Origin of the sequence: Chryseobacterium flavum, from assembly GCF_003385595.1 — a bacterium.
In the GTDB taxonomy this organism is placed as follows: Bacteria; Bacteroidota; Bacteroidia; order Flavobacteriales; family Weeksellaceae; genus Chryseobacterium; species Chryseobacterium flavum.
Genome location: NZ_QNUE01000001.1, coordinates 310,154 through 330,712 on the forward strand (window position 1 = coordinate 310,154; position 20,559 = coordinate 330,712).

Below are 20,559 nucleotides of genomic sequence, written 5' to 3' on the forward strand. Positions count from 1 at the left end.
AAGCTCATTGAAATCTATGAGGTTTAAACTATTTTAAGATCATTTTCATTCAATCTTTGTAAGTGTCATTGTTTCATCATGATCTATACTTTCAGGCCGTTTCCCATTCATGTTGATCAGCATAAGGAATTTTGAATCGTTAACAGGAACGATAATTCCTAACAATCTTCCTTTTTCCTGATTATCTTTTACTGCAATAAAATCAATCTCAATTGGTGTTTTATCCGTATCAATTTTATATTTGAGTTCTCCCTTTTGCCCATTATTAGGACCTCCGTGGATGATAAAATTCTTGCCGTCAATTTCTTTCCCATTAATTGTAATGGATACATATCCGTCTTTTGTAAAGCCTGCTTTGCCTTTACTCTTCCAGTAATCAATGGATTCCCAGTTTCCGACAATATTAAACGGAGATTTTTGAGCTTTGACCTGAAAACCAATGATAATTATAAACGCTATTACGCTTTTTAGAAAAATCTGTTTTATTTTCAAATAAAAATTCATAGTAAATTTTAATTAATTTTATAAACATAATCCTTACTGATATATCTGTTTTTACTTATTAATTCTGAAGGATAAAAAATGGTTCCATTAATCTCAACACTTTTAACCCTATATCTCCAGCTTCCATTATGGCTTTTGTAAATTTTTGTTGTTGAATTTGGATAAAGCTTAAGAACAATGGAAGAGTCTTTCACTTCTATTTTTTCAAGAGACTTTGGGTTTTTGATTTTATAGAAAGACCGAGGTGACAATATTCCATTTTCATAATTAAATGCAAAGCTTCCGCCTTCATTATCAATTGCTTTTGAGATGGGATAACTGTAATTGATCTTAATTATTTTTTTGGAGCCAGTCAGGTTTTGAATATAGAAATCAGTGATCCAGGAACATCCTGAAAGCACTGCTACGAAAATACAACATAGAAATCCTATCGTAATTGATTTTATACTCATCATATTGAAGTTTAAATGGCTTTTGCAAAAGTAAACAGAATCCTTTATTTTATCTGGATTAATTGATAAAAAAATTCCGCAAGAAAACTTGCGGAATTTAAGTATTTATTCTGGCTCGAAATTACATCGTCTCCATTTTGAAGCTCATGCTTTCAATTACTTTTAGGATGGCTTCTACCGTATCCATTGAAGTTAAACAAGGAACACCATTTTCAACGCTCATTCTTCTGATCTGGAACCCGTCTCTTTCAGCCTGCTTACCTTTTGTAGTGGTATTCACAACATACTGAACTTTTCCTTTCTGGATCAGGTCAATAAGGTTCACATCTTCTTCTCCTATCTTATATCCTATTTTACAAGGAATACCTTTTTCTTCAAAGAACTTCGCAGTACCTTCCGTAGCCCAGATTCTGAATCCTACTTCATGGAATCTCGCTGCAAGAGCTGCTGCTTCATCTTTGTGCTTATCTGCCACAGTAAACAGGATGGATCCGTGCATCGGAACTTTTCTTCCGGCAGCAACCAGCCCTTTATAAAGTGCTTTTTCCAGTGTGGTATCTTTACCCATTACCTCTCCTGTAGACTTCATTTCAGGACCCAGAGATATATCCACTTTCGTTAGTTTTGAGAAGGAAAATACCGGAACTTTTACGAAAACTCCTTCTTTGTCTGGAACCAGGCCGTTTTTATATCCTAAATCAGCCAGCTTCTGCCCCAGAATTGCTTTTGTAGCCAGATTAGCCATTGGTACATCCGTAATTTTCGATAAGAAAGGAACAGTTCTTGAAGAACGTGGATTAACTTCAATCACATATACATTCCCTTCGAAAAGGACATATTGGATATTCATCAGTCCAATTACATTCAGGCCTTTTGCCAATCTTTTTGTATAATCTACCAGAGTATCAATTTCGCTCTGTGAAATATTTTGTGGCGGATATACGGCAATAGAATCTCCTGAGTGAACCCCCGCTCTTTCAATATGCTCCATAATTCCCGGAATCACTACTGTTTCACCATCACAGATTGCATCTACTTCAATTTCTTTTCCTACCATGTATTTGTCTACCAATACCGGGTGTTCAGGACTTGCGTCTACAGCATGCTCCATATAATGAGCCAGTTCTGATTCTGCATATACAATTTCCATCGCTCTACCTCCAAGAACGTAGCTCGGGCGCACCAGTACCGGATAACCGATCTCATTAGCGATTTTTATTGCTTCTTCTTTGGAAGTTGAAGTTCTTCCTTTTGGCTGAGGAATTCCAAGCTCCTGAAGTGCTTTTTCAAATTTATCTCTGTTTTCAGCTCTGTCAAGATCTTCCAGTGAAGTTCCTAAGATCTGTACTCCGTGAGCGGCTAATTTATCTGCAAGGTTGATGGCAGTCTGTCCTCCGAACTGTACAACTACTCCTTTTGGTTTTTCCAGCTCGATGATGTTCATAACATCTTCCTCTGTAAGCGGTTCGAAGTATAGTTTATCAGAGATGGAGAAATCTGTAGAAACTGTTTCCGGGTTGTTGTTGATGATAATCGCTTCGTAACCCATTTCTTTGATCGCCCATACTGAATGAACTGTTGCGTAGTCAAATTCTACTCCCTGTCCGATTCTGATAGGTCCTGAACCCAGTACGATGATTTTTTCTTTATCTGAAACAACGCTTTCGTTTTCCTCTTCGTAAGTTCCGTAGAAGTAAGGCGTTTCACTTTCAAACTCAGCGGCACAAGTGTCTACCATTTTGTACACCGGCATGATTCCGTTTTCTTTTCTGAAGTTGAAAACCTCACGCTCTTTTACATCCCAAAGAACTGCAATGTTGATGTCTGCGAAACCTAATCTCTTAGCTTCAGTTAATGTTTCTTTATCAAATTTGTTGGCAGCAATTACTTTTTCGAAATCAACCAGTTTTTTAAGCTTCCAGATAAAGAACTTATCAATCTTACTCCATTCTACTATCTGTTCCCAGTCATATCCTCTTCTTAAAGCATCTCCTATGATAAACAATCTCTCGTCATCACATACTCTGATTCTTCTTTCGATTTCCTCTTCCGTAAGAGCCTGAGCCTGTTTGGTTTTTAATCCTAAATGTTTGATTCCTGTTTCCAGTGAACGGACTGCTTTCTGTAAAGATTCTTCCAGGTTTCTTCCGATCGCCATTACTTCTCCGGTAGCTTTCATCTGAGTAGAAAGTCTTCTGTCTGCTGTTTCGAATTTATCGAATGGGAATCTTGGGAATTTCGTTACCACATAGTCAAGAGCCGGCTCAAAACATGCGTATGTTTTTCCTGTTACCGGGTTCATGATTTCATCCAGAGTTAATCCAACTGCGATCTTCGCAGCAATCTTTGCAATCGGATAACCTGTTGCTTTACTTGCTAATGCTGATGAACGTGAAACTCTAGGGTTTACTTCGATGATATAGTAATCAAATGAATGCGGATCTAAAGCTAACTGCACGTTACATCCTCCTTCAATTCCTAAGGCTCTGATGATTTTCAGGGAAGCATTTCTCAGTAACTGATACTCTCTGTCTGAAAGCGTCTGAGAAGGAGCAACTACGATAGAGTCTCCTGTGTGAACACCTACCGGGTCTATATTTTCCATGTTACAAACTACAATGGCGTTGTCGTTTGCATCACGCATTACTTCGTATTCAATTTCTTTGAAACCTGCGATTGATTTTTCAATAAGACACTGTGTAACCGGGCTGTGCTTTAATCCCAATTCAGCAATCTCTTTCAATTCAGCTTCTGTGGAAGCGATACCTCCTCCGGTACCTCCCATTGTGAAGGCAGGACGAACAATTACAGGGTAACCGATTTCATCTGCGAAAGCAAGCGCTCCTTCTACCGTATTTACAATATCGGATTCCGGTACCGGCTCGTTCAGTTCTCTCATCAGCTCACGGAAAAGATCTCTGTCTTCTGCTCTGTTGATCGCAGAAAGCTTTGTTCCCAATACTTCCACTTTGCATTCTTCAAGAATTCCTGATTTTTCCAGTTCTACCGCCATATTCAGACCCGTCTGCCCTCCAAGAGTCGGTAATAACGCATCCGGACGTTCTTTTCTGATGATGTGGCTTACAAACTGTAATGAAATCGGTTCAATATATACTTTATCTGCGATTTCCACATCCGTCATGATCGTTGCAGGGTTTGAGTTGATCAAAATTACCTTGTAGCCTTCTTCTTTCAGAGACAAGCAAGCCTGCGTTCCTGCGTAATCAAATTCAGCTGCCTGACCGATGATGATAGGTCCTGAACCGATTACTAAAATTGTTTTTATATCGTTTCTTTTCATAGGGGTTTAAAATGTAACAATTTATCAATCTAACAGTGTAACAATGTTACTGTCCGTTTTCATTTGATAAACTTGTGCTTAAAATTTTATAAATAATTTTTCCAATTTCTATAATCTGTGTTTCCAAGTTTTCATTAAATGGATAACTTTGAGAATATTTACACAGATATAACCAATATTTTGTTTCTTCAAGCTCTTTAGCAGCAATTTTAATCTTATTCACAAAATCTTTTTTACTGTAGGGATTTTGTGCTTCAAAAGAATTTGCGCCAATACTTGTTCCAGAACGTAATAATTGTTTAGCAATAACAAATTTCTTTTTACTTTCCAATAATTCACAGAACTCTATAATATCTAATGAGAACTTAACGGTTTTTTCAATTAAAGGATTGTTTTCGAAATTGATCATTTTAATTATTGTTAAACTGGTACATTTTTAAATTGGTGCATTAAATCAATGAACTCATCAAACAGGTAGTTTGCATCTTCAGGGCCCGGGCTCGCTTCAGGGTGATACTGAACTGAGAAACAAGGGTGGATTTTGTGTTTTAATCCTTCGTTGGTTCTGTCGTTCAATGCAATGTGCGTTTCGATAAGGTCAGTTCCTTTTAAGCTTTCCTGATCTACCGCATATCCGTGGTTCTGAGAAGTAATAGCTACTGTATTTTTCTCCAAATCCAATACCGGGTGGTTTCCTCCTCTATGTCCGAATTTAAGTTTGAACGTTTTCGCTCCGCAGGCAAGACCAATTAACTGGTGGCCTAAACAGATTCCGAAGATCGGAACTTTTCCTAATAATCCTCTGATCATATCTAGAGCATGCGGTACATCTTCAGGGTCACCAGGACCGTTTGATAACATAATTCCATCCGGATCCATCAACAGAATTTCTTCTGCTGTGGTGTCTTGGGAAACCACAATGATATCACAGTTTCTTTGAGATAGTTCTCTGATAATTCCCAGTTTTGCACCAAAATCCACCAGTACAACCTTGAAGCCTCTGTTAGGATTAGCATAAGGTGTTTTTGTGGAAACTTCCTCTACCTGATTGGTTGGGAAAGCTGTTGATTTCAATTCTGAAGCTACAGCGGCTTCATCAGCATCAGCGTTTACAATTTTTCCTTTCACTACTCCGTGGTTACGAAGAACTCTGGTCAGCCTTCTGGTGTCGATTCCTGAAATTCCTGAAAGGTTTTTCTTTTTAAATAATTCATCTAAAGTGATCTGAGTACGGAAGTTAGAAGGTAGATCGCAAAGTTCTTTTACGATAAGCCCTTTGATTGCCGGCTCGATACTTTCATAATCATCACGGTTAATACCATAATTCCCGATAAGCGGATAGGTCATACAAACTATCTGACCGCAATACGATGGGTCAGAAATCAATTCCTGATACCCTGTCATTCCGGTATTGAAAACTACTTCCCCTGCAGTTTCCAATTCTGCTCCGAAACCTTCTCCATGAAACACTTCACCGGACTCCAGTATTAATTTTTTCTTCATTTTTAAAATTAGATTTTCTATTATTTTCTTTTTGTACAATATCAGGTCTAAAATGTATAAGGTATTCTTTACATTTTACTTTACATTGTACTTTATACATTTTACTTTACAATTACTTAAAGGTATACCCTTTGCTTTCCAGCGCATCTTTCAGAATAGCCATTCTTGCGAATACTCCGTTTTGCATCTGCTTGAAGACTCTTGATCTTTCGCATTCTACAAGATCTGAATCTATCTCTATCCCTCTGTTAATTGGGGCAGGATGCATGATAATAGCTCCTTTCTTCATCGCCTGTTCTCTTTCTTTTGTCAGTCCATACCTTTTATGATATTCCGAAGCTGTGAAACTCATAGCAGCATCATGTCTTTCATGCTGAATTCTTAATAACATCAGAACATCCACCTCAGCAATCAGTTCGTCTACAGAAAGATAGGTCCCGTTAATCAAAGCTCCCTCATCAAACCATTGTTCCGGTCCTGAAAAATAAACTTTAGCCCCCAGTCTTCTCAGTGCTTCTGCATTCGAATTGGCAACACGGCTGTGTTTAACATCTCCTACAATGCCCACTTTCAATCCTTCAAATTTTCCGAATTCCTGATAAATCGTCATCAGATCCAGCATACACTGTGAAGGATGGTTTCCTGTACCATCTCCTCCATTGATTACGGGAATTTTTATGTTCTTTAATTCTTCGAAATACCTGTCTTTTTTGTCCCTGATCACTACTAAATTTACTCCCAGGCTTTCAATGGTTTTCACCGTATCATACAGACTCTCACCCTTATTCACAGAACTGTGTGATGCATCAAAAGGAATAACCTGAAGTCCCAGCTTTCTCTCCGCAATATCAAAACTTGTCTTTGTTCTGGTACTGTCTTCAAAGAAAAGGTTTGAGCAAAAAACTTCTCCTTCAATTTTAGCAGCTTTCCCATTTGCAAAAGCCAATGCTTCTGTCAGTATACTGTTGATTCTCTCCGTGCTTAGTTCTGTAATCGTAAACATAATTCTTAATTTTTGAGCATAAAAAAAGCGAAGACAAGATCTTCGCTTAATAACAATAAATATCGTAAAGGGCGCTTTCGCCCGGTAAATCTAATGATATAAATACTTTTTTATTCATTAGGTGCAAAGATACGAAAATTTATGAACCTACAAAAGCAAAGTCTTAAAAAAATTAAAAACCGCTGGATTTTCCTATTCTCATTTAAAATTAATATTTTTGTTAAAACTCAAATTTATTCTATGGATTTAAAAGACAAAATGATTCTCAGCATTATACAGGAAGACTCTACTTTATCTGTTAAGGAAATTTCAGAAAAGATCGGTCTTACCTTTACTCCAACCTATGAGCGTATCAAACAATTGGAAAAACAGGGTATCATTGAGAAGTATGTAGGTCTTTTAAACCGTGAAAAATTAGGTTTAAATATTGTAGTATACTGCAATATCCGTCTTAAAGAGCAATCCAAGAAAGTATTGGAAGCTTTTGAGAAAAACATAGGAAAGTATGATGAAGTTCAGGAAATCATCAGCCTTTCCGGTGAGTATGACTATATGCTGAAGATCATTGCCAAAGACATCAACTCCTATAATGAATTTGCAGTCAACGTCATTTCAAATATCCCTAACATTGGACAATATCACAGTTCCATCGTACTTCATGAAGTCAAAAAATCCACAAAATTCAAAATTGAAATGGAATAATATTCTCAATCATTAAGAACTTCAAGCCATTAAGACATCATCATTGAATTCAAAGAGCGGAATAAAATCAAACCATTAAGATAATCCAGGTAAGTAAGATTTATTAAGATTAAAGGATTCAAACGAATACAAGGCGGTATATCAAATAATTTAGATATAGCTGATTGACCTGAATTTTTCTATGATCTTAATGGTTTAGATTCTAACCCAATAATTTATTTTTCAGTTTATTAAACTGATATTCTATTTTATCCAGGCAAAGATTTCCTATACTTCCCTGATGGGTATGATCAAGTTTTCCGACTTCAAATTCAAATTCATTGTTCTCAATCTCCTTTCCTACTTTTATATAGGCATCCCGGAAAGAACTTCCGCTTTTTACCTCTTCATTGATCTTCTCAACACTGAAAAGATATTTATACTTCTCATCTTCCAGTATTCCATCTTTCACCTTGATGTTGGGCAGTGTATAACTTAAAATTTCCAGACACTCCTTCAGGGAATCAATGGCAGGAAAAAGAATTTCTTTTGTCAGCTGAACGTCTCTGTGGTATCCTGACGGAAGGTTGCTTGTTAGCATAATAAGCTCATTCGGAAGCGCCTGGATACGGTTACATCTTGCCCGTACCAGCTCAAAGATATCCGGATTTTTTTTATGTGGCATAATACTGCTTCCTGTTGTAAATTCTTTCGGAAAGCTGATAAAATCGAAATTCTGATTCAAATACAGACAAACATCGTATGCAAATTTCCCAAGCGTTCCCGCCAATGTAGCCATTGACATCGCCAGTAATTTTTCTGATTTCCCCCGGGTCATCTGGGCATATACCGAATTATAATTCATCGACTGGAATCCCAGGTTATAAGTGGTACTTTCACGATTGATCGGAAAAGACGATCCATAGCCTGCAGCTGATCCAAGTGGATTTTTATTAATGATATTCTTTACTGAAAACAGCATTTCCACATCATCCAAAAGTGCTTCCGCATAAGCTCCGAACCACAATCCGAATGATGAAGGCATCGCAATCTGCAAGTGGGTATATCCCGGAAGCAGAACATTCTTATGCTCATCTGCCAATTGAATTAAAATCTGAAAAAAATCAGCTGTCAGCGCAGTTATTTCACGGATCTCATCCAATAAATAGAGTTTAATGTCCAATAGAACCTGATCATTCCGGGATCTTGCAGTATGAATTTTCTTCCCTGTATCGCCTAATTCTTCAATCAGAATCGCTTCTATCTGAGAATGGATATCCTCAGCTTCTTTATCAATTTCAAAACTGCCGTCTTCAATTTTATATAAAATACTATTTAAAACAGATAACATCTGTTGTGATTCTTCCTGAGTGATAATTCCGGTTTCTGCCAGCATTTTACAATGTGCCATAGAGCCTTTGACATCATATTTTGCCAGACGCTCATCAAAGTCAAGATCTTTCCCGACAGTGAAGGTATTTACTAATATATTGGTGGCAAGGTCATCCTTCTGCCATATCTTTTTCATATGAATTTATTTATTTTTTCAGATCACACTGATATCGTTAATGATAAACTGATAGATCTGCTTAATTTTTTGTTTGGTTTTAACCTGCCCAGCAAGGCAATCCTTATTACTATTAACTATAAAAAAACATTTCCTTATTAGTTTCCGTTCCTAATTTTCTTTTTGCATAAATCTTATTAAAAACTTAAACCTTAATGCCTGCTGAGCGAAGTCAAAACATATATTATCTTTTATAACACTTTTTCCAGAATCCGGATATAAATATCAATTCCTTCTTCTATTTCACTGATACAGATAAATTCATCTGCAGTATGAGAACGCCTGCTGTCTCCCGGACCTAACTTTACTGAGGTACATGGAATAATCGCCTGATCAGAAGACGTAGGAGAACCATAGGTTGTCCTGCCTGTTTCCAGCCCGGCCCTTACAAACGGATGATCGGCTTCGATTTTTGATGAATTCAGTCTGAAAGACCTTGCTGTAAGTGTCGATTTCATTTGTGACTGAATAATTTCAAAAACTTCTTTATTGGAGTACTCATCTGTCACCCTCACATCCAGAGTAAAGTGACAGGACTCAGGTACTACGTTATGCTGCACCCCTGCATGAATACCGGACAGGGTAACCTTAACCTCTCCCAGGTATTCAGAAACCTTTGGAAATTTAAAATCTAAGATGTGCTGCAGATCCAGCATACATTTTACAATTGAGTTATCATCATTAGGATGAGCAGCATGAGAAGGAGTTCCTTTCATTTCCCCGTCTATCACGAGCAGTCCTTTTTCTGCAATCGCCAGGTTCATCTGCGTGGGTTCTCCTACAATGGCGAATTCTATATTAGGAAGCTGTGGAAACAGGGCTTCAATTCCGTCAAAACCTGAAATCTCCTCCTCCGCTGTCAAAGCAATAACTAAATTATATTTTAAATCTTCCTTATCATAAAAATGTAAAAAAACCTGGGCCATTGAAACCAAAGAAGCTCCGGCATCATTACTTCCCAATCCATACAGCTTCCCATCCTTTTCAACAGGTAAAAACGGATCGAGCGTATAAGCTTTATTGGGTTTTACCGTATCATGATGCGTATTCAATAAGACAGAAGGTTTGAATACATCAAAATTTTTATTGACTGCCCAGATATTATTCTTGAAACGCTTTGTAGGAATCTGATGCTTTTTGAAAAAATTTTCAATCTCAACTGATGTATTGAATTCATCTTTACTGAATGAAGGAATTTCAATCAGATTTTTAAGCAATCCAATAGCATTACTTAGAAGTTCTTCTTTATTATAAACAGATTTCAGTTCCTGCATGATGATTCTCTATATGGTTTTTTAATTGGGTTTCTTTAATCAGAAACACTTTATTTACATTATTTTTTATGGCGCCCAATGCGTTTTCCAGTTTAGGCAAAATTCCTTTGTGGAGTTTCCCCTGTTCCTTTAATACAGAGAACTCCTTCTCTGAAACGCTCTTTATAACAGATTCTGGATTGTTTACATCCTCCAGTACTCCTTCCTTATCAAAGCAGTACAACAACTCTACTTCGTATTTTGATGATAATGCCTGTGCCATTACCGAAGCTATTGTATCAGCATTGGTATTAAAGAGATTTCCTTTTTTATCGTGTGTAATGGCAGAAAATACAGGAACAAGACCGAGTTTAAGCAATTTTGAAAGTAATTTCCTGTTTACACTTTTCTTATTAATGTCCCCCACAAATCCAAAATCAATTTCAGCATGTTCTCTTTTCTTGGCTTTAATTAAGTTTCCGTCTGCTCCGGAAAACCCGATAGCATTGCATTTTTTCTGCTGCAGCTTTTCAACTATATTTTTATTGATTCCTCCTGCATACACCATGGTTACAATATCCAACGTATCCTTGTCTGTAATTCTCCTTCCGTTGACCATTTTCTGCTCGATGCCCAATTTATCAGCCAGCATTGTAGCCAGCTTTCCGCCACCATGAACAAGAATCTTCTTTTCATTAATTCCGGAAAACTGTTCTAAGAATTGGTTTAACAATTCCTCATCATCTATTAAAGCTCCGCCAATTTTTATGATGTATAACTTTTCTTTCATTGTAAACGTTTTGAGATCTTACTTCTTCTTTCCTTGCCAGGGTTTTAAGACCTTGGCAAAAATCATGGATCAAGATTCTGAATTGAAAAACTTATCCGGCATTAAGTTCATTTAAAATTTCACTGAATACAGCCTGTGCAGAGAAAATACGGTTTTTGGCCTGCTGATAGATGATAGAATGATCTCCATCCATCACCTCATCGCTCAGCTCAACATTACGACGGACCGGAAGACAGTGCATTACTTTTGCATCGTTGGTATGGGCTAATTTTTCATTAGTAAGCATCCAGTCACCCTTTACTTCAGGCATCGCAGCATAGTCATCAAAAGAAGACCAGTTTTTTACATAAATAAAATCAGCATCTTTCAAAGCTTCCTCCTGATCGTGGATTACTTTCACGTCTTTTGTAAAGTTTTTATCCAGGTCATATCCTTCCGGATTGGTAATTACCAGCTCCACGTCCATTTCCTGCATCCACTCGGCGAAAGAGTTTCCAACAGCATGTGCAATAGGTTTGATGTGTGGAGCCCATGTTAATACTACTTTCGGCTTGTGGACTTTTTTCCAGTTTTCTGTAATGGTAATGCAATCTGCCAGACTTTGCAACGGATGGCGCGTTGCAGATTCCAGTGAAACTACAGGAACTTTCGCATGCTTCTCAAACTGACTCAGGATACTTTCATTCACATCATCTTCTTTACTCTTCATTCCCGCGAAGCAACGCACAGCAATGATATCACAATATTGGTTTAACACTTCAATAGCATCTTTGATATGTTCCACCGTATCACCATTCATGACAGCCCCGTCAGCAAATTCAAGATTCCATGCTTCCTGAGCAGCATTTAAGGTTAATACATTCAACCCTAAATTTTGTGCTGCAATCTGACTGCTCAGACGGGTTCTCAAGCTTGAATTTAAAAATACAAGCCCGATTGTTTTTCCCTTTCCCTTTTCTGTTTCAGTAAGAGGGTCTGCTTTTATATGTAAAGCTTTTTTTATGATTTCCTGTAAGTTTTTCACATCGCTTACAGAGGTAAATTTTTTCATTTCGAATTGATTTTAAAGATTTTATTTCCACATTAATTGTAGATCTGGCTACAAAAGGGACACAGGTTTTTATTAAAAACACTTAAGTTTACTACTGAAGCATTTACTATTTTCTTAAAATCACTTAAGTGTTTAAATTCTTTTGTGACTTTTATGGTTTAAATATTTCCAAGCACTGCTTTCAAAGCATTGATGAACAGATCCGTTTCCTCTTTCCTGATATTCAGTGCCGGAAGAATCCTCAGCACTGTTTTATCATTCGAGTTTCCGGTGAAAATATGATGATCAAACAGCAATTCTTTCCTTATTTCAGAGCAATCCCTGTCAAGTTCTATTCCGATCATTAATCCTTTCCTTCGGATAGATTTAATATGTGGTAAATCTTTAATTTCATTTTCAATATATTCTCCCATCTGGCGGGCATTTTCGATAAGATTTTCATCTTTCATAACATCCAGAACAGCAATAGAAGCTGCACAAGCCAGGTGATTCCCTCCGAATGTAGTCCCGAGCAAACCGTTGCTTGCCTGGAATTTCGGATGTATCAAAACACCGCCAACAGGAAATCCATTCCCCATTCCTTTTGCTGTTGTAATAATATCTGCCTCAACCCCAAACTCCTGATGCGCAAAAAAATATCCGCTTCTTCCATATCCCGACTGCACTTCATCCAAAATAAGAACAGCTTCATATTTTTCGCATAACTCTTTGATTTTAGATAAAAATTCAGATGTCGGAACCATAATTCCTCCTACTCCCTGAATTCCTTCGATGATTACTGAAGAGATTTCATTTCCGTATTTCTCAAAAGTTTCTTCTAGCTGTTCTACATCATTCCATTCTGATTTGATAAATCTTTCGGAAAAGTTTACCGGAGCAACAATTTTCGGGTTATCTGTCACCGAAACCGCTGCAGAAGTTCTTCCGTGGAATGATCCTGAAAAATAAAGCACCTTGCTTTTTCCGTTATGAAAAGAAGCAAGCTTCAAAGCATTTTCATTCGCTTCTGCACCCGAGTTACACAGGAAAAGGTTGTAATTTTCATATCCTGAAAGTTTTCCCAGCTTTTCTGCCAGTTCGGTCTGCAATTCATTCTGTACGGAATTGGAATAAAAAGATATTTTTTCCAGCTGATCTTTAAGCTTATTCTGATAATGCGGATGGTTATGGCCGATAGAAATTACAGCATGACCTCCGTAAAAATCGAGATATTTTTCTCCTTTATCGTCCCAAAGAAATGATCCCTGAGCTTTTACCGGATTGATGTTGAATAATGGATATACGTTGAATAAATTCATTTTTTTGTTTTTTAATTTTTCTTTTGTCTTGAAACAAAAGAAACAAAAGTTCAAGACCTGGAAACTTCCGCTAAAAATTAGTTCTATTCTCTAAAAATTCTAAAACTTGTGCGAAATCCAAATTGGTTCTTTGGTTCTGTATTCTCCTCGCACTTCGAACAGTAGAATTTTCTTAACGTTCATAGAATTAATTTTCTTAACGCTACATTTTCCTAAGTCGGATTTACTTCTTGTTTAAAATTCTCAATTATTTATTGTCAATTTAAAATGCTACCGGTTTCAGGTTCAGTCCGGCATTTTCTTCCCAGCTCATCGCCAGGTTCATATTCTGGATCGCCTGCCCTGAAGCTCCTTTTAACAAATTGTCAATCGCTGAGTGAATAACGGCAACATTTCCACTCTTTTCGATTTGAACCACACAGCGATTGGTATTGACAACCTGCTTTAAATCAACCGCCTTCCTGCTTATAGTAACGAAAGGCTCCTCTGCATAAAAATCCTGATACAATTGCTCAATTTCCTCCAGCTCCAAATCTGTCTTCATTGTGGAACTTGTAAAAATCCCTCTTGCAAAATCTCCTCTCCATGGAACAAAATTCAGGATTACTTCTTTATTATTAAATGAAACCAGCTGCTTCAAAATTTCATCCACATGCTGATGAGTCAATGTTTTATACGCTGATACATTATCATTTCTCCAGGTAAAATGAGTCGTTGCCTGCAGAGACTGCCCGGCCCCTGTAGAACCTGTAATTCCTGTAGTAAATACCTCATTCAGCATTCCTTTTTCTGCCAGTGGCAGTAAAGCCAACTGAATAGCAGTAGCAAAACATCCCGGGTTGGCAATACTTTTAGCCCCCATCAGTTGTTTTTTATTGATTCCCGGTAATCCGTAGATAAAATTTCTGTTTTCGAAATTTCCTTCCAGACGGAAATCATTTCCAAGATCAATCACCAGTGTTTCATCTTTGACAGGATTCTGAGTTAACCAGTTTTGACTTTCCTTATGAGGCAGACACAGAAAAAGAATATCCACTTCTTCAGGTTTATCCGTCAAAACCATTTCACAAACCGTCGTTAAATCCGGGTACGGATCCGAAATACTTGTTCCCGAATTCGAACGACTATATAAAAAACTCAATGTCACATGGGGATGAAAAGCCAGTAAACGTATCAGTTCACTTCCTGTATAACCGTTTGCACCAATTATTCCTACTGTTTTCTTCATTTTGATTCTGACAGAATTTTGTTCTGCCTTTCAGTAAATCGTCCCTTAGGAACTTAATTAATATTCTGGTTAATCTGGTGGTATATGTTTAAAGAATTGCTTACAATCTTCGTATATCCTTTCACATCATCACCAGTCCATGCTCTGTTGGCCTCGCCATAGCTTCCGAATTGATCAGACATCAGATCATGACTGGATTCAATTCCGTTAAGAATAAATCTGTATGGATGAAGTGTCACAAATACTTTCCCGCTTACTGTTTTCTGAGAATCTGTAAGGAAAGACTCTATATTTCTCATGACCGGGTCTAAAAAAAGCGCTTCATGAAGCCAGTTTCCATACCAGTCAGATAACTGTGATTTCATCATTTGCTGATATTTTGAAAGAGTATGCTTTTCCAATAAGTGATGCGCCTTAATGATCACTAATGCCGCTGCTGCTTCAAACCCCACTCGTCCTTTAATCCCAACAATAGTATCTCCTACATGAATATCACGGCCGATTCCATATGCAGAAGCCAGCTCTTCTATTTTTTGAATAGCATACACAGAATGCTTAAAGCTTTCTCCATTCACTCCTACCACTTCTCCGTTTTTAAATTCGATCTCCAATTCTGAAGGCTGAGTCACTTTAACCTGAGACGGAAAAGCTTCTTCCGGAAGATAATTTCTTGAAGTCAGGGTTTCTTTACCTCCTACTGACGTTCCCCAAAGTCCTTTATTCACAGAATACTGGGCTTTCTGGAATTCCATTTCATACCCATGGCTTTTCAAAAACTCAATTTCTTCTTCACGGGAAAGAGCCATATCGCGGATAGGTGTAATGATTTCGATATCCGGGCACATTACCTGGAAGATTAAATCAAAACGAACCTGATCATTTCCAGCTCCTGTACTTCCGTGAGCAATGGCATCTGCCTGAACTTCAATCGCATATTTTGCAATTTCCTGTGCCTGAATCGTACGCTCAGCACTTACAGAAAGAGGATACGTATTGTTTTTCAGCACATTTCCGAAGATCAGATATTTTACACAAGAATTGTAGTAATCTTCCTGAGCATCTACACACCTGTATTCTTTCACCCCAAGATTCAGGGCTTTTTTCTCCAGTTCTTTTTCTTCTTCCTTAGAAAAACCTCCGGTATTTACAGTTACTGCATACACATCATACCCCAGTGTTTCACTAAGGTATTTAGCACAGTAAGAGGTATCCAGACCTCCGCTAAATGCTAAGATTACTTTCTTTTTCATTGCTATAATCAGTTTCAGGCTGCTGATCCGCAGCTCCATTTATTTTTAAATTTTCCGGAACAAATAACATTGCTGTACACAGGCAGTTTTTACGTTCCTTTTTCATTAATATTTCATAGTTTACACAGTTCTTGCAGCCATTCCAGAACTCTTCATCCTGCGTCAGCTCAGAATAGATAACCGGCTTATACCCTAAATCACTGTTAATTTTCATAACCGCCAGGCCGGTTGTAAGCCCGAACACCTTAGCATTCGGATATTTTTCTCTAGATAACTGGAAAACCTTATGCTTTATTTGAGTAGCTACTCCCCCGTTCCTGAATTTCGGAGATACAATTAGTCCCGAATTGGCAACAAACTTCCCATGTGACCAGGTTTCTATATAGCAGAAACCCACCCACTCTCCGTTTTCAGTAGCAACCACAGCATTACCTTCTGAAATCTTTTTACTCAAATATTCTATAGAACGTTTTGCGATTCCCGTTCCACGACGCTGTGCAGAATCATACATTTCCTGCTGTATTTCACTCACATACACTAGATGTTCGCATGAGGAAATTTCTATTTCCATTTATTTATCTAAATTTTTTGGCAAATTTAAAATATATTTTCTTTTAAATGCAAATAAAAAAGATATTTTTTTTGTTTTAAAAATTTAAACAGGTAAAATTATCTTTAACCAAAATCATACATTTGCTAATTTGTTATATATTTGCTAAAATACTATAGTTATGGAAAATACATGTCCTAAATGCAACAGCAGCAAAGTTGTTAAAAGCGGGATTGTAAACGAGAAACAACGTTTTCACTGCAAGAACTGCAATTATTATTTTACTGTTAAAAAACTGGGTAAACAAATTGATGATTATTATGTCACCAAAGCATTACAGCTATATCTGGAAGGTTTAAGCTATCGTGAAATCGAACGGATCATTGGCGTTTCCCATGTTACCATAAGCTCATGGATTAAAAAATATAATATTACAAGACCACCCCATTCTGAATTCCATCCGGTCTATAAAATATTAAAACAAAATGAACTCATTGACTACATCGCCCACGAAGAAAATATTAAAAATTCAGGACTTATCATCACTCAGTTTGCAGATAAATATATGCTGATTAAATGGGAAAGGTTTAAGAAATAGGCAGATAAATAGCCAAATACAGCTACTCAAATATAACAATCAACTATTTATATATATTATTACCAAAAATATATATTAAATTTTTATAAATAAATTATTAATTACAATTTGGCTTTCACAAAAAACAACGCCAAAAATTGATAATTTATGAAGAAATTACTAACATTTATTGGAGTAGCACTAATCAGCAGTTCCCTATATTCACAAGGCTCACCTGATTATGGCAATGGACTGAAAATTAACCTTAACCCGGAAGGAGATAAATTTATCCGATTTATTTTATGGGATCAGCTCTGGTTAAGAAACTCATCTATGAACCCCGGAAGTATGGTGGGTGGAGAACCCACAGACAACACATGGAGCCTGGGAAACAGAAGATTACGCGCTTTAACATACGCCCAGATTTCCAAAAGATACATGATCCTCCTTCATTTTGGAATCAATAACCAGACTTTCATTAATGGCGGCGCAACCGGAACCTCAGGTACAGGAGGTTATGGAAACGGAAAGAAAACACAACTTTTTTTTCATGATGCCTGGAATGAATACGCAGTGATTTTACCTGGAGAAGCAGGAAAATTCAGTTTATCTTTAGGAGCAGGGCTTCATTATTACATGGGACTTTCCCGCATGACCATGGCCTCTACATTAAATTTTCTTACCGTAGACTCTCCCGTTTTCTCATGGCCCCTGATTGACAATTCAGACCAGTTTGCAAGACAGCTTGGAATGTTTGCCAAAGGGAAATACGGAAAATTAGAATACCGCCTCAGCCTGAACAAGCCTTTTGCAACGGATTTAACCCCTGCCAATGTGACTGATCCTTCAAAAGCTGTAGCAGTAGACAACAATGGAAATCCAAGCTTTTCAAAAGCAGGCTATCTGGAATATCAGTTCCTGGACGAAGAGTCAAATACCCTTCCTTTTAAAGTAGGCTCCTACCTTGGAACGAAAAAAGTTTTCAATGTAGGCGCTGGTTTTTACCATCAGGCAGACGGAACCAGAACCTCCGTCAATTCAAATATTGAAAAATATGACATCACCCTTTTCGCAGTAGACGCCTTTGCAGACATTCCATTGGGTGAAGCAAAAAATAAAATGGCCGTTTCTGCTTATGCCGGCTATTACAACTACAATTTCGGGCCGAACTACATAAGAAATCTGGGAACTATGAATATTGCCGCTACAGATCCCAATTTCATAGGTAATAAAGCAATTGCCGGCCCGGGAAATCTACAACCCACTATTGGAACAGGAAATATTATCTATGCGCAGGCAGGGTTATTATTACCCAGTCAGGCTGAAAAACCAAAAATCAGAATCCAGCCTTTTGCCGCTTACACTCATAAAAATTTTGAAGCATTCGATAAATCTTCCTCTCAGTTCGATGTAGGGGCCAACTGGTTCATAGACGGGCATCATGCAAAAATAACAACCCAGTATTCAACGAGACCGGTTTACACAAGCCCTACGGAAAGCCCGTCCTCAAAAGGAGAATTCATTGTACAGTTCCAGATCTATTTATAAGGCTTCATAAAAAACGAAAGCAATAAGATAAAACATTTCACTGATTTATAGCTTTAGCCATTACTCTTCTTTTACTCAAAAACTAATGGTTTAAACTGATTTCAACGGATGAATTAAATATACCTCAATTAACATCAAAATCAATCAATATGAGCGAAAACCACCACGAAAGCTATGAAAACATGACCGATAAGCAGAAAAACCGCACCATATGGAGCGTTATTACTGCCTCATCACTCGGTACATTAATAGAATGGTACGACTTTTATATTTTCGGAAGTTTAGCTGTTGTTTTAGCAACAAAGTTCTTTCCGGCTGATAATCCCACAGCAGCCTTCCTTTCTACTCTTGCCACATTTGCTGCCGGATTTGTAGTGAGACCGTTTGGCGCATTATTTTTCGGAAGACTGGGGGATCTGATCGGACGGAAATACACCTTCCTTGTTACTCTGCTGATTATGGGATTCTCCACCTTCCTGATCGGATGTATTCCAAGCTACGAAACGATCGGGTTTCTGGCTCCGGTCCTCGTTTTAATTTTAAGATTATTACAGGGACTTGCACTTGGTGGTGAATACGGTGGCGCAGCAACCTATGTTGCAGAATATGCACAGCCACACCGCAGAGGTTACTGGACTTCATGGATTCAGACTACCGCCACAGCCGGACTTTTTATATCATTAATTGTTATTCTGATAACCAAGACCTCTCTTTCTCCTGAAGAGTTTGACGGCTGGGGATGGAGGGTACCCTTCTGGATTTCCATCTTGATGGTAGGAGTTTCCTATATCATCAGGAAGAATATGAAGGAATCACCACTTTTTGCAAAAGCCAAAAGCGAGGGTAAAACTTCCAAAAACCCTTTAAAAGAGAGTTTTGGCAACAAATATAATTTTAAATTCGTTTTGCTTGCCCTTTTTGGTGCAGCCATGGGACAAGGGGTAATCTGGTACACAGGCCAATTCTACGCCATGAGTTTCCTTCAAAAGGTAATGAATGTAGAATCTGCTCAGGTAGACTCTTTGATGGCCACGGCTTTATTCTTAGGAACTCCTTTCTTTGTATTCTTCGGATGGCTGTCTGATAAAATTGGCAGAAAAGCAGTAATGATGACGGGAATGCTGGTTGCCATTTTAGCTTATAGACCTATTTATGACAGCATGTTCAAGAGTGTGAACCTTGAAAGCAAAACCATTGCCGCTAACGGAATTACAGAAAAAAGGACAGCCAAAATCCACACTGATATCACAACAGACAGCCTGATTACTTTTCACAAAGAAACACTTTATACAGACGGAACCCTGATCAAAAAAGACAGTATTACACACTGGTCTCCTAACGGCCCGGTAATGAAAGACGGAAAAGCAGAAGAACCAAAGATTTCCCAAACGGTCAAATTAAGTGACCATACAAAGTGGTATCTGGTCTTCCTTGTTTTTATACAAGTAATATTTGTGACGATGGTTTACGGTCCGATTGCAGCTTTTCTTGTAGAAATGTTCCCTGTAAGAATCCGGTATACATCAATGTCATTACCTTATCATATAGGTAACGGGGTATTCGGAGGGCTTCTTCCTGCTGTTGCCACCTACCTGGTAACAACCGGAAAAGAGGCTGGTCATTCCACATGGTACCTTGAAGGACTCTGGTATCCGATAGGAGTTGCTGCTGTATGTTTGATCATCGGATTATTTTATCTTAAAAATAAGAATAATAATCTTCATGATTAAACACTGAATCACTCAAATTTTTATTAATTTTAAAACTACTAAAATGAACGGTATAAAAAAAATATTAGGCATTCTCTGGATTGCAGTTGCTGTAATTGTAGGATATTTTGGAATTACAGTATTGGGAATCCCAAAGATAGCATCAGGAAAACAGGAAGACCTGGTTTTCGGAATTATTATTTTGTTTGTCCTGATGCCAATCATCTCAGGCGGAATGGCTGTTTTTGGCTATTATGCATTGAGAGGAGAATATTCTGACGACAAAATATAATT

Annotated in this window: 19 protein-coding genes; 5 read left to right on the forward strand and 14 right to left on the reverse strand. The window is 37.7% G+C overall.

The window, feature by feature from the left end; all coding sequences use genetic code 11:
• Positions 1-45 precede the first annotated feature (45 nt).
• The 6 genes from DRF59_RS01400 to DRF59_RS01425 all read right to left on the reverse strand — a co-directional run bounded on the left by DRF59_RS01400 (position 46) and on the right by DRF59_RS01425 (position 6,763).
• On the reverse strand, positions 46-504 hold the full coding sequence (locus DRF59_RS01400; RefSeq protein ID WP_115956503.1) for a hypothetical protein: 459 nt from the start codon (positions 502-504) through the stop codon (positions 46-48).
• 8 nt (positions 505-512) lie between these two features.
• Positions 513-959, reverse strand: coding sequence for a hypothetical protein (locus DRF59_RS01405; protein WP_115956504.1), 447 nt, complete (start codon positions 957-959; stop codon positions 513-515).
• A 118-nt stretch (positions 960-1,077) separates the two neighbouring features.
• Positions 1,078-4,257, reverse strand: coding sequence for a carbamoyl-phosphate synthase large subunit (gene carB, locus DRF59_RS01410; RefSeq protein WP_115956505.1), 3,180 nt, complete (start codon positions 4,255-4,257; stop codon positions 1,078-1,080).
• A gap of 46 nt (positions 4,258-4,303) precedes the next feature.
• Complete coding sequence (locus tag DRF59_RS01415; protein WP_115956506.1) at positions 4,304-4,666, reverse strand: four helix bundle protein; 363 nt, start codon at positions 4,664-4,666, stop codon at positions 4,304-4,306.
• Positions 4,667-4,677: 11 nt separating this feature from the next.
• Positions 4,678-5,760, reverse strand: a complete 1,083-nt coding sequence (locus DRF59_RS01420) for a carbamoyl phosphate synthase small subunit (protein WP_115956507.1) — start codon at positions 5,758-5,760, stop codon at positions 4,678-4,680.
• A gap of 112 nt (positions 5,761-5,872) precedes the next feature.
• A complete protein-coding gene (locus tag DRF59_RS01425; RefSeq protein WP_115956508.1) occupies positions 5,873-6,763 on the reverse strand; it encodes an aspartate carbamoyltransferase catalytic subunit in 891 nt (296 codons plus the stop codon).
• 240 nt (positions 6,764-7,003) lie between these two features.
• Between DRF59_RS01425 and DRF59_RS01430 the strand changes: the two genes are divergently transcribed.
• Complete coding sequence (locus DRF59_RS01430; protein ID WP_115956652.1) at positions 7,004-7,465, forward strand: Lrp/AsnC family transcriptional regulator; 462 nt, start codon at positions 7,004-7,006, stop codon at positions 7,463-7,465.
• A gap of 202 nt (positions 7,466-7,667) precedes the next feature.
• Here DRF59_RS01430 and argH read toward each other — a convergent pair whose 3' ends face one another.
• The 8 genes from argH to DRF59_RS01470 all read right to left on the reverse strand — a co-directional run bounded on the left by argH (position 7,668) and on the right by DRF59_RS01470 (position 16,452).
• Positions 7,668-8,972, reverse strand: coding sequence for an argininosuccinate lyase (argH, locus tag DRF59_RS01435; protein WP_115956509.1), 1,305 nt, complete (start codon positions 8,970-8,972; stop codon positions 7,668-7,670).
• A gap of 230 nt (positions 8,973-9,202) precedes the next feature.
• Complete coding sequence (locus tag DRF59_RS01440) at positions 9,203-10,285, reverse strand: M20 family metallo-hydrolase (protein ID WP_115956510.1); 1,083 nt, start codon at positions 10,283-10,285, stop codon at positions 9,203-9,205.
• On the reverse strand, positions 10,260-11,054 hold the full coding sequence (gene argB, locus DRF59_RS01445) for an acetylglutamate kinase (RefSeq protein ID WP_115956511.1): 795 nt from the start codon (positions 11,052-11,054) through the stop codon (positions 10,260-10,262). Before argB ends, DRF59_RS01440 begins: the two co-directional genes overlap by 26 nt.
• A gap of 91 nt (positions 11,055-11,145) precedes the next feature.
• Complete coding sequence (locus tag DRF59_RS01450; RefSeq protein ID WP_115956512.1) at positions 11,146-12,105, reverse strand: N-acetylornithine carbamoyltransferase; 960 nt, start codon at positions 12,103-12,105, stop codon at positions 11,146-11,148.
• Positions 12,106-12,263: 158 nt separating this feature from the next.
• Positions 12,264-13,403, reverse strand: a complete 1,140-nt coding sequence (locus DRF59_RS01455) for an aspartate aminotransferase family protein (protein ID WP_115956513.1) — start codon at positions 13,401-13,403, stop codon at positions 12,264-12,266.
• 262 nt (positions 13,404-13,665) lie between these two features.
• Positions 13,666-14,631 carry an N-acetyl-gamma-glutamyl-phosphate reductase gene (gene argC / locus DRF59_RS01460; protein ID WP_115956514.1) on the reverse strand — a complete coding sequence of 322 codons (966 nt, stop codon included), beginning with the start codon at positions 14,629-14,631 and terminating at the stop codon, positions 13,666-13,668.
• Between the two features lie 53 nt (positions 14,632-14,684).
• A complete protein-coding gene (locus DRF59_RS01465) occupies positions 14,685-15,881 on the reverse strand; it encodes an argininosuccinate synthase (RefSeq protein ID WP_115956653.1) in 1,197 nt (398 codons plus the stop codon).
• On the reverse strand, positions 15,853-16,452 hold the full coding sequence (locus DRF59_RS01470; RefSeq protein ID WP_241505457.1) for a GNAT family N-acetyltransferase: 600 nt from the start codon (positions 16,450-16,452) through the stop codon (positions 15,853-15,855). Before DRF59_RS01470 ends, DRF59_RS01465 begins: the two co-directional genes overlap by 29 nt.
• A 160-nt stretch (positions 16,453-16,612) precedes the next feature.
• On the opposite strand from DRF59_RS01470, the gene DRF59_RS01475 reads away from it, so the two are divergent.
• From DRF59_RS01475 to DRF59_RS01490, 4 genes are all read left to right on the forward strand, one after another.
• Positions 16,613-17,029: an IS1/IS1595 family N-terminal zinc-binding domain-containing protein gene (locus DRF59_RS01475; RefSeq protein WP_115956515.1), complete on the forward strand. Its 417-nt coding sequence runs from the start codon at positions 16,613-16,615 to the stop codon at positions 17,027-17,029.
• A gap of 147 nt (positions 17,030-17,176) precedes the next feature.
• A complete protein-coding gene (locus DRF59_RS01480; protein WP_115956516.1) occupies positions 17,177-18,556 on the forward strand; it encodes a porin in 1,380 nt (459 codons plus the stop codon).
• Between the two features lie 149 nt (positions 18,557-18,705).
• Entirely contained in the window at positions 18,706-20,286 is a 1,581-nt protein-coding gene (locus tag DRF59_RS01485; RefSeq protein WP_115956517.1) for an MFS transporter, read from the forward strand.
• A gap of 43 nt (positions 20,287-20,329) precedes the next feature.
• The gene (locus DRF59_RS01490; protein WP_115956518.1) at positions 20,330-20,557 is read left to right on the forward strand and encodes a DUF6814 family protein; all 228 of its coding nucleotides are present in this window, start codon (positions 20,330-20,332) and stop codon (positions 20,555-20,557) included.
• The last annotated feature ends 2 nt before the right edge of the window (positions 20,558-20,559 follow it).

What these genes read in the sequence shown, in the direction of transcription:
- DRF59_RS01400 (WP_115956503.1), bottom strand. Translation starts at nt 504, where the DNA reads ATGAATTTTTATTTGAAAATAAAACAGATTTTTCTAAAAAGCGTAATA.
- DRF59_RS01405 (WP_115956504.1), bottom strand. Translation starts at nt 959, where the DNA reads ATGATGAGTATAAAATCAATTACGATAGGATTTCTATGTTGTATTTTC.
- carB (WP_115956505.1), bottom strand. Translation starts at nt 4,257, where the DNA reads ATGAAAAGAAACGATATAAAAACAATTTTAGTAATCGGTTCAGGACCT.
- DRF59_RS01415 (WP_115956506.1), bottom strand. Translation starts at nt 4,666, where the DNA reads ATGATCAATTTCGAAAACAATCCTTTAATTGAAAAAACCGTTAAGTTC.
- DRF59_RS01420 (WP_115956507.1), bottom strand. Translation starts at nt 5,760, where the DNA reads ATGAAGAAAAAATTAATACTGGAGTCCGGTGAAGTGTTTCATGGAGAA.
- DRF59_RS01425 (WP_115956508.1), bottom strand. Translation starts at nt 6,763, where the DNA reads ATGTTTACGATTACAGAACTAAGCACGGAGAGAATCAACAGTATACTG.
- DRF59_RS01430 (WP_115956652.1), top strand. Translation starts at nt 7,004, where the DNA reads ATGGATTTAAAAGACAAAATGATTCTCAGCATTATACAGGAAGACTCT.
- argH (WP_115956509.1), bottom strand. Translation starts at nt 8,972, where the DNA reads ATGAAAAAGATATGGCAGAAGGATGACCTTGCCACCAATATATTAGTA.
- DRF59_RS01440 (WP_115956510.1), bottom strand. Translation starts at nt 10,285, where the DNA reads ATGCAGGAACTGAAATCTGTTTATAATAAAGAAGAACTTCTAAGTAAT.
- argB (WP_115956511.1), bottom strand. Translation starts at nt 11,054, where the DNA reads ATGAAAGAAAAGTTATACATCATAAAAATTGGCGGAGCTTTAATAGAT.
- DRF59_RS01450 (WP_115956512.1), bottom strand. Translation starts at nt 12,105, where the DNA reads ATGAAAAAATTTACCTCTGTAAGCGATGTGAAAAACTTACAGGAAATC.
- DRF59_RS01455 (WP_115956513.1), bottom strand. Translation starts at nt 13,403, where the DNA reads ATGAATTTATTCAACGTATATCCATTATTCAACATCAATCCGGTAAAA.
- argC (WP_115956514.1), bottom strand. Translation starts at nt 14,631, where the DNA reads ATGAAGAAAACAGTAGGAATAATTGGTGCAAACGGTTATACAGGAAGT.
- DRF59_RS01465 (WP_115956653.1), bottom strand. Translation starts at nt 15,881, where the DNA reads ATGAAAAAGAAAGTAATCTTAGCATTTAGCGGAGGTCTGGATACCTCT.
- DRF59_RS01470 (WP_241505457.1), bottom strand. Translation starts at nt 16,452, where the DNA reads ATGGAAATAGAAATTTCCTCATGCGAACATCTAGTGTATGTGAGTGAA.
- DRF59_RS01475 (WP_115956515.1), top strand. Translation starts at nt 16,613, where the DNA reads ATGGAAAATACATGTCCTAAATGCAACAGCAGCAAAGTTGTTAAAAGC.
- DRF59_RS01480 (WP_115956516.1), top strand. Translation starts at nt 17,177, where the DNA reads ATGAAGAAATTACTAACATTTATTGGAGTAGCACTAATCAGCAGTTCC.
- DRF59_RS01485 (WP_115956517.1), top strand. Translation starts at nt 18,706, where the DNA reads ATGAGCGAAAACCACCACGAAAGCTATGAAAACATGACCGATAAGCAG.
- DRF59_RS01490 (WP_115956518.1), top strand. Translation starts at nt 20,330, where the DNA reads ATGAACGGTATAAAAAAAATATTAGGCATTCTCTGGATTGCAGTTGCT.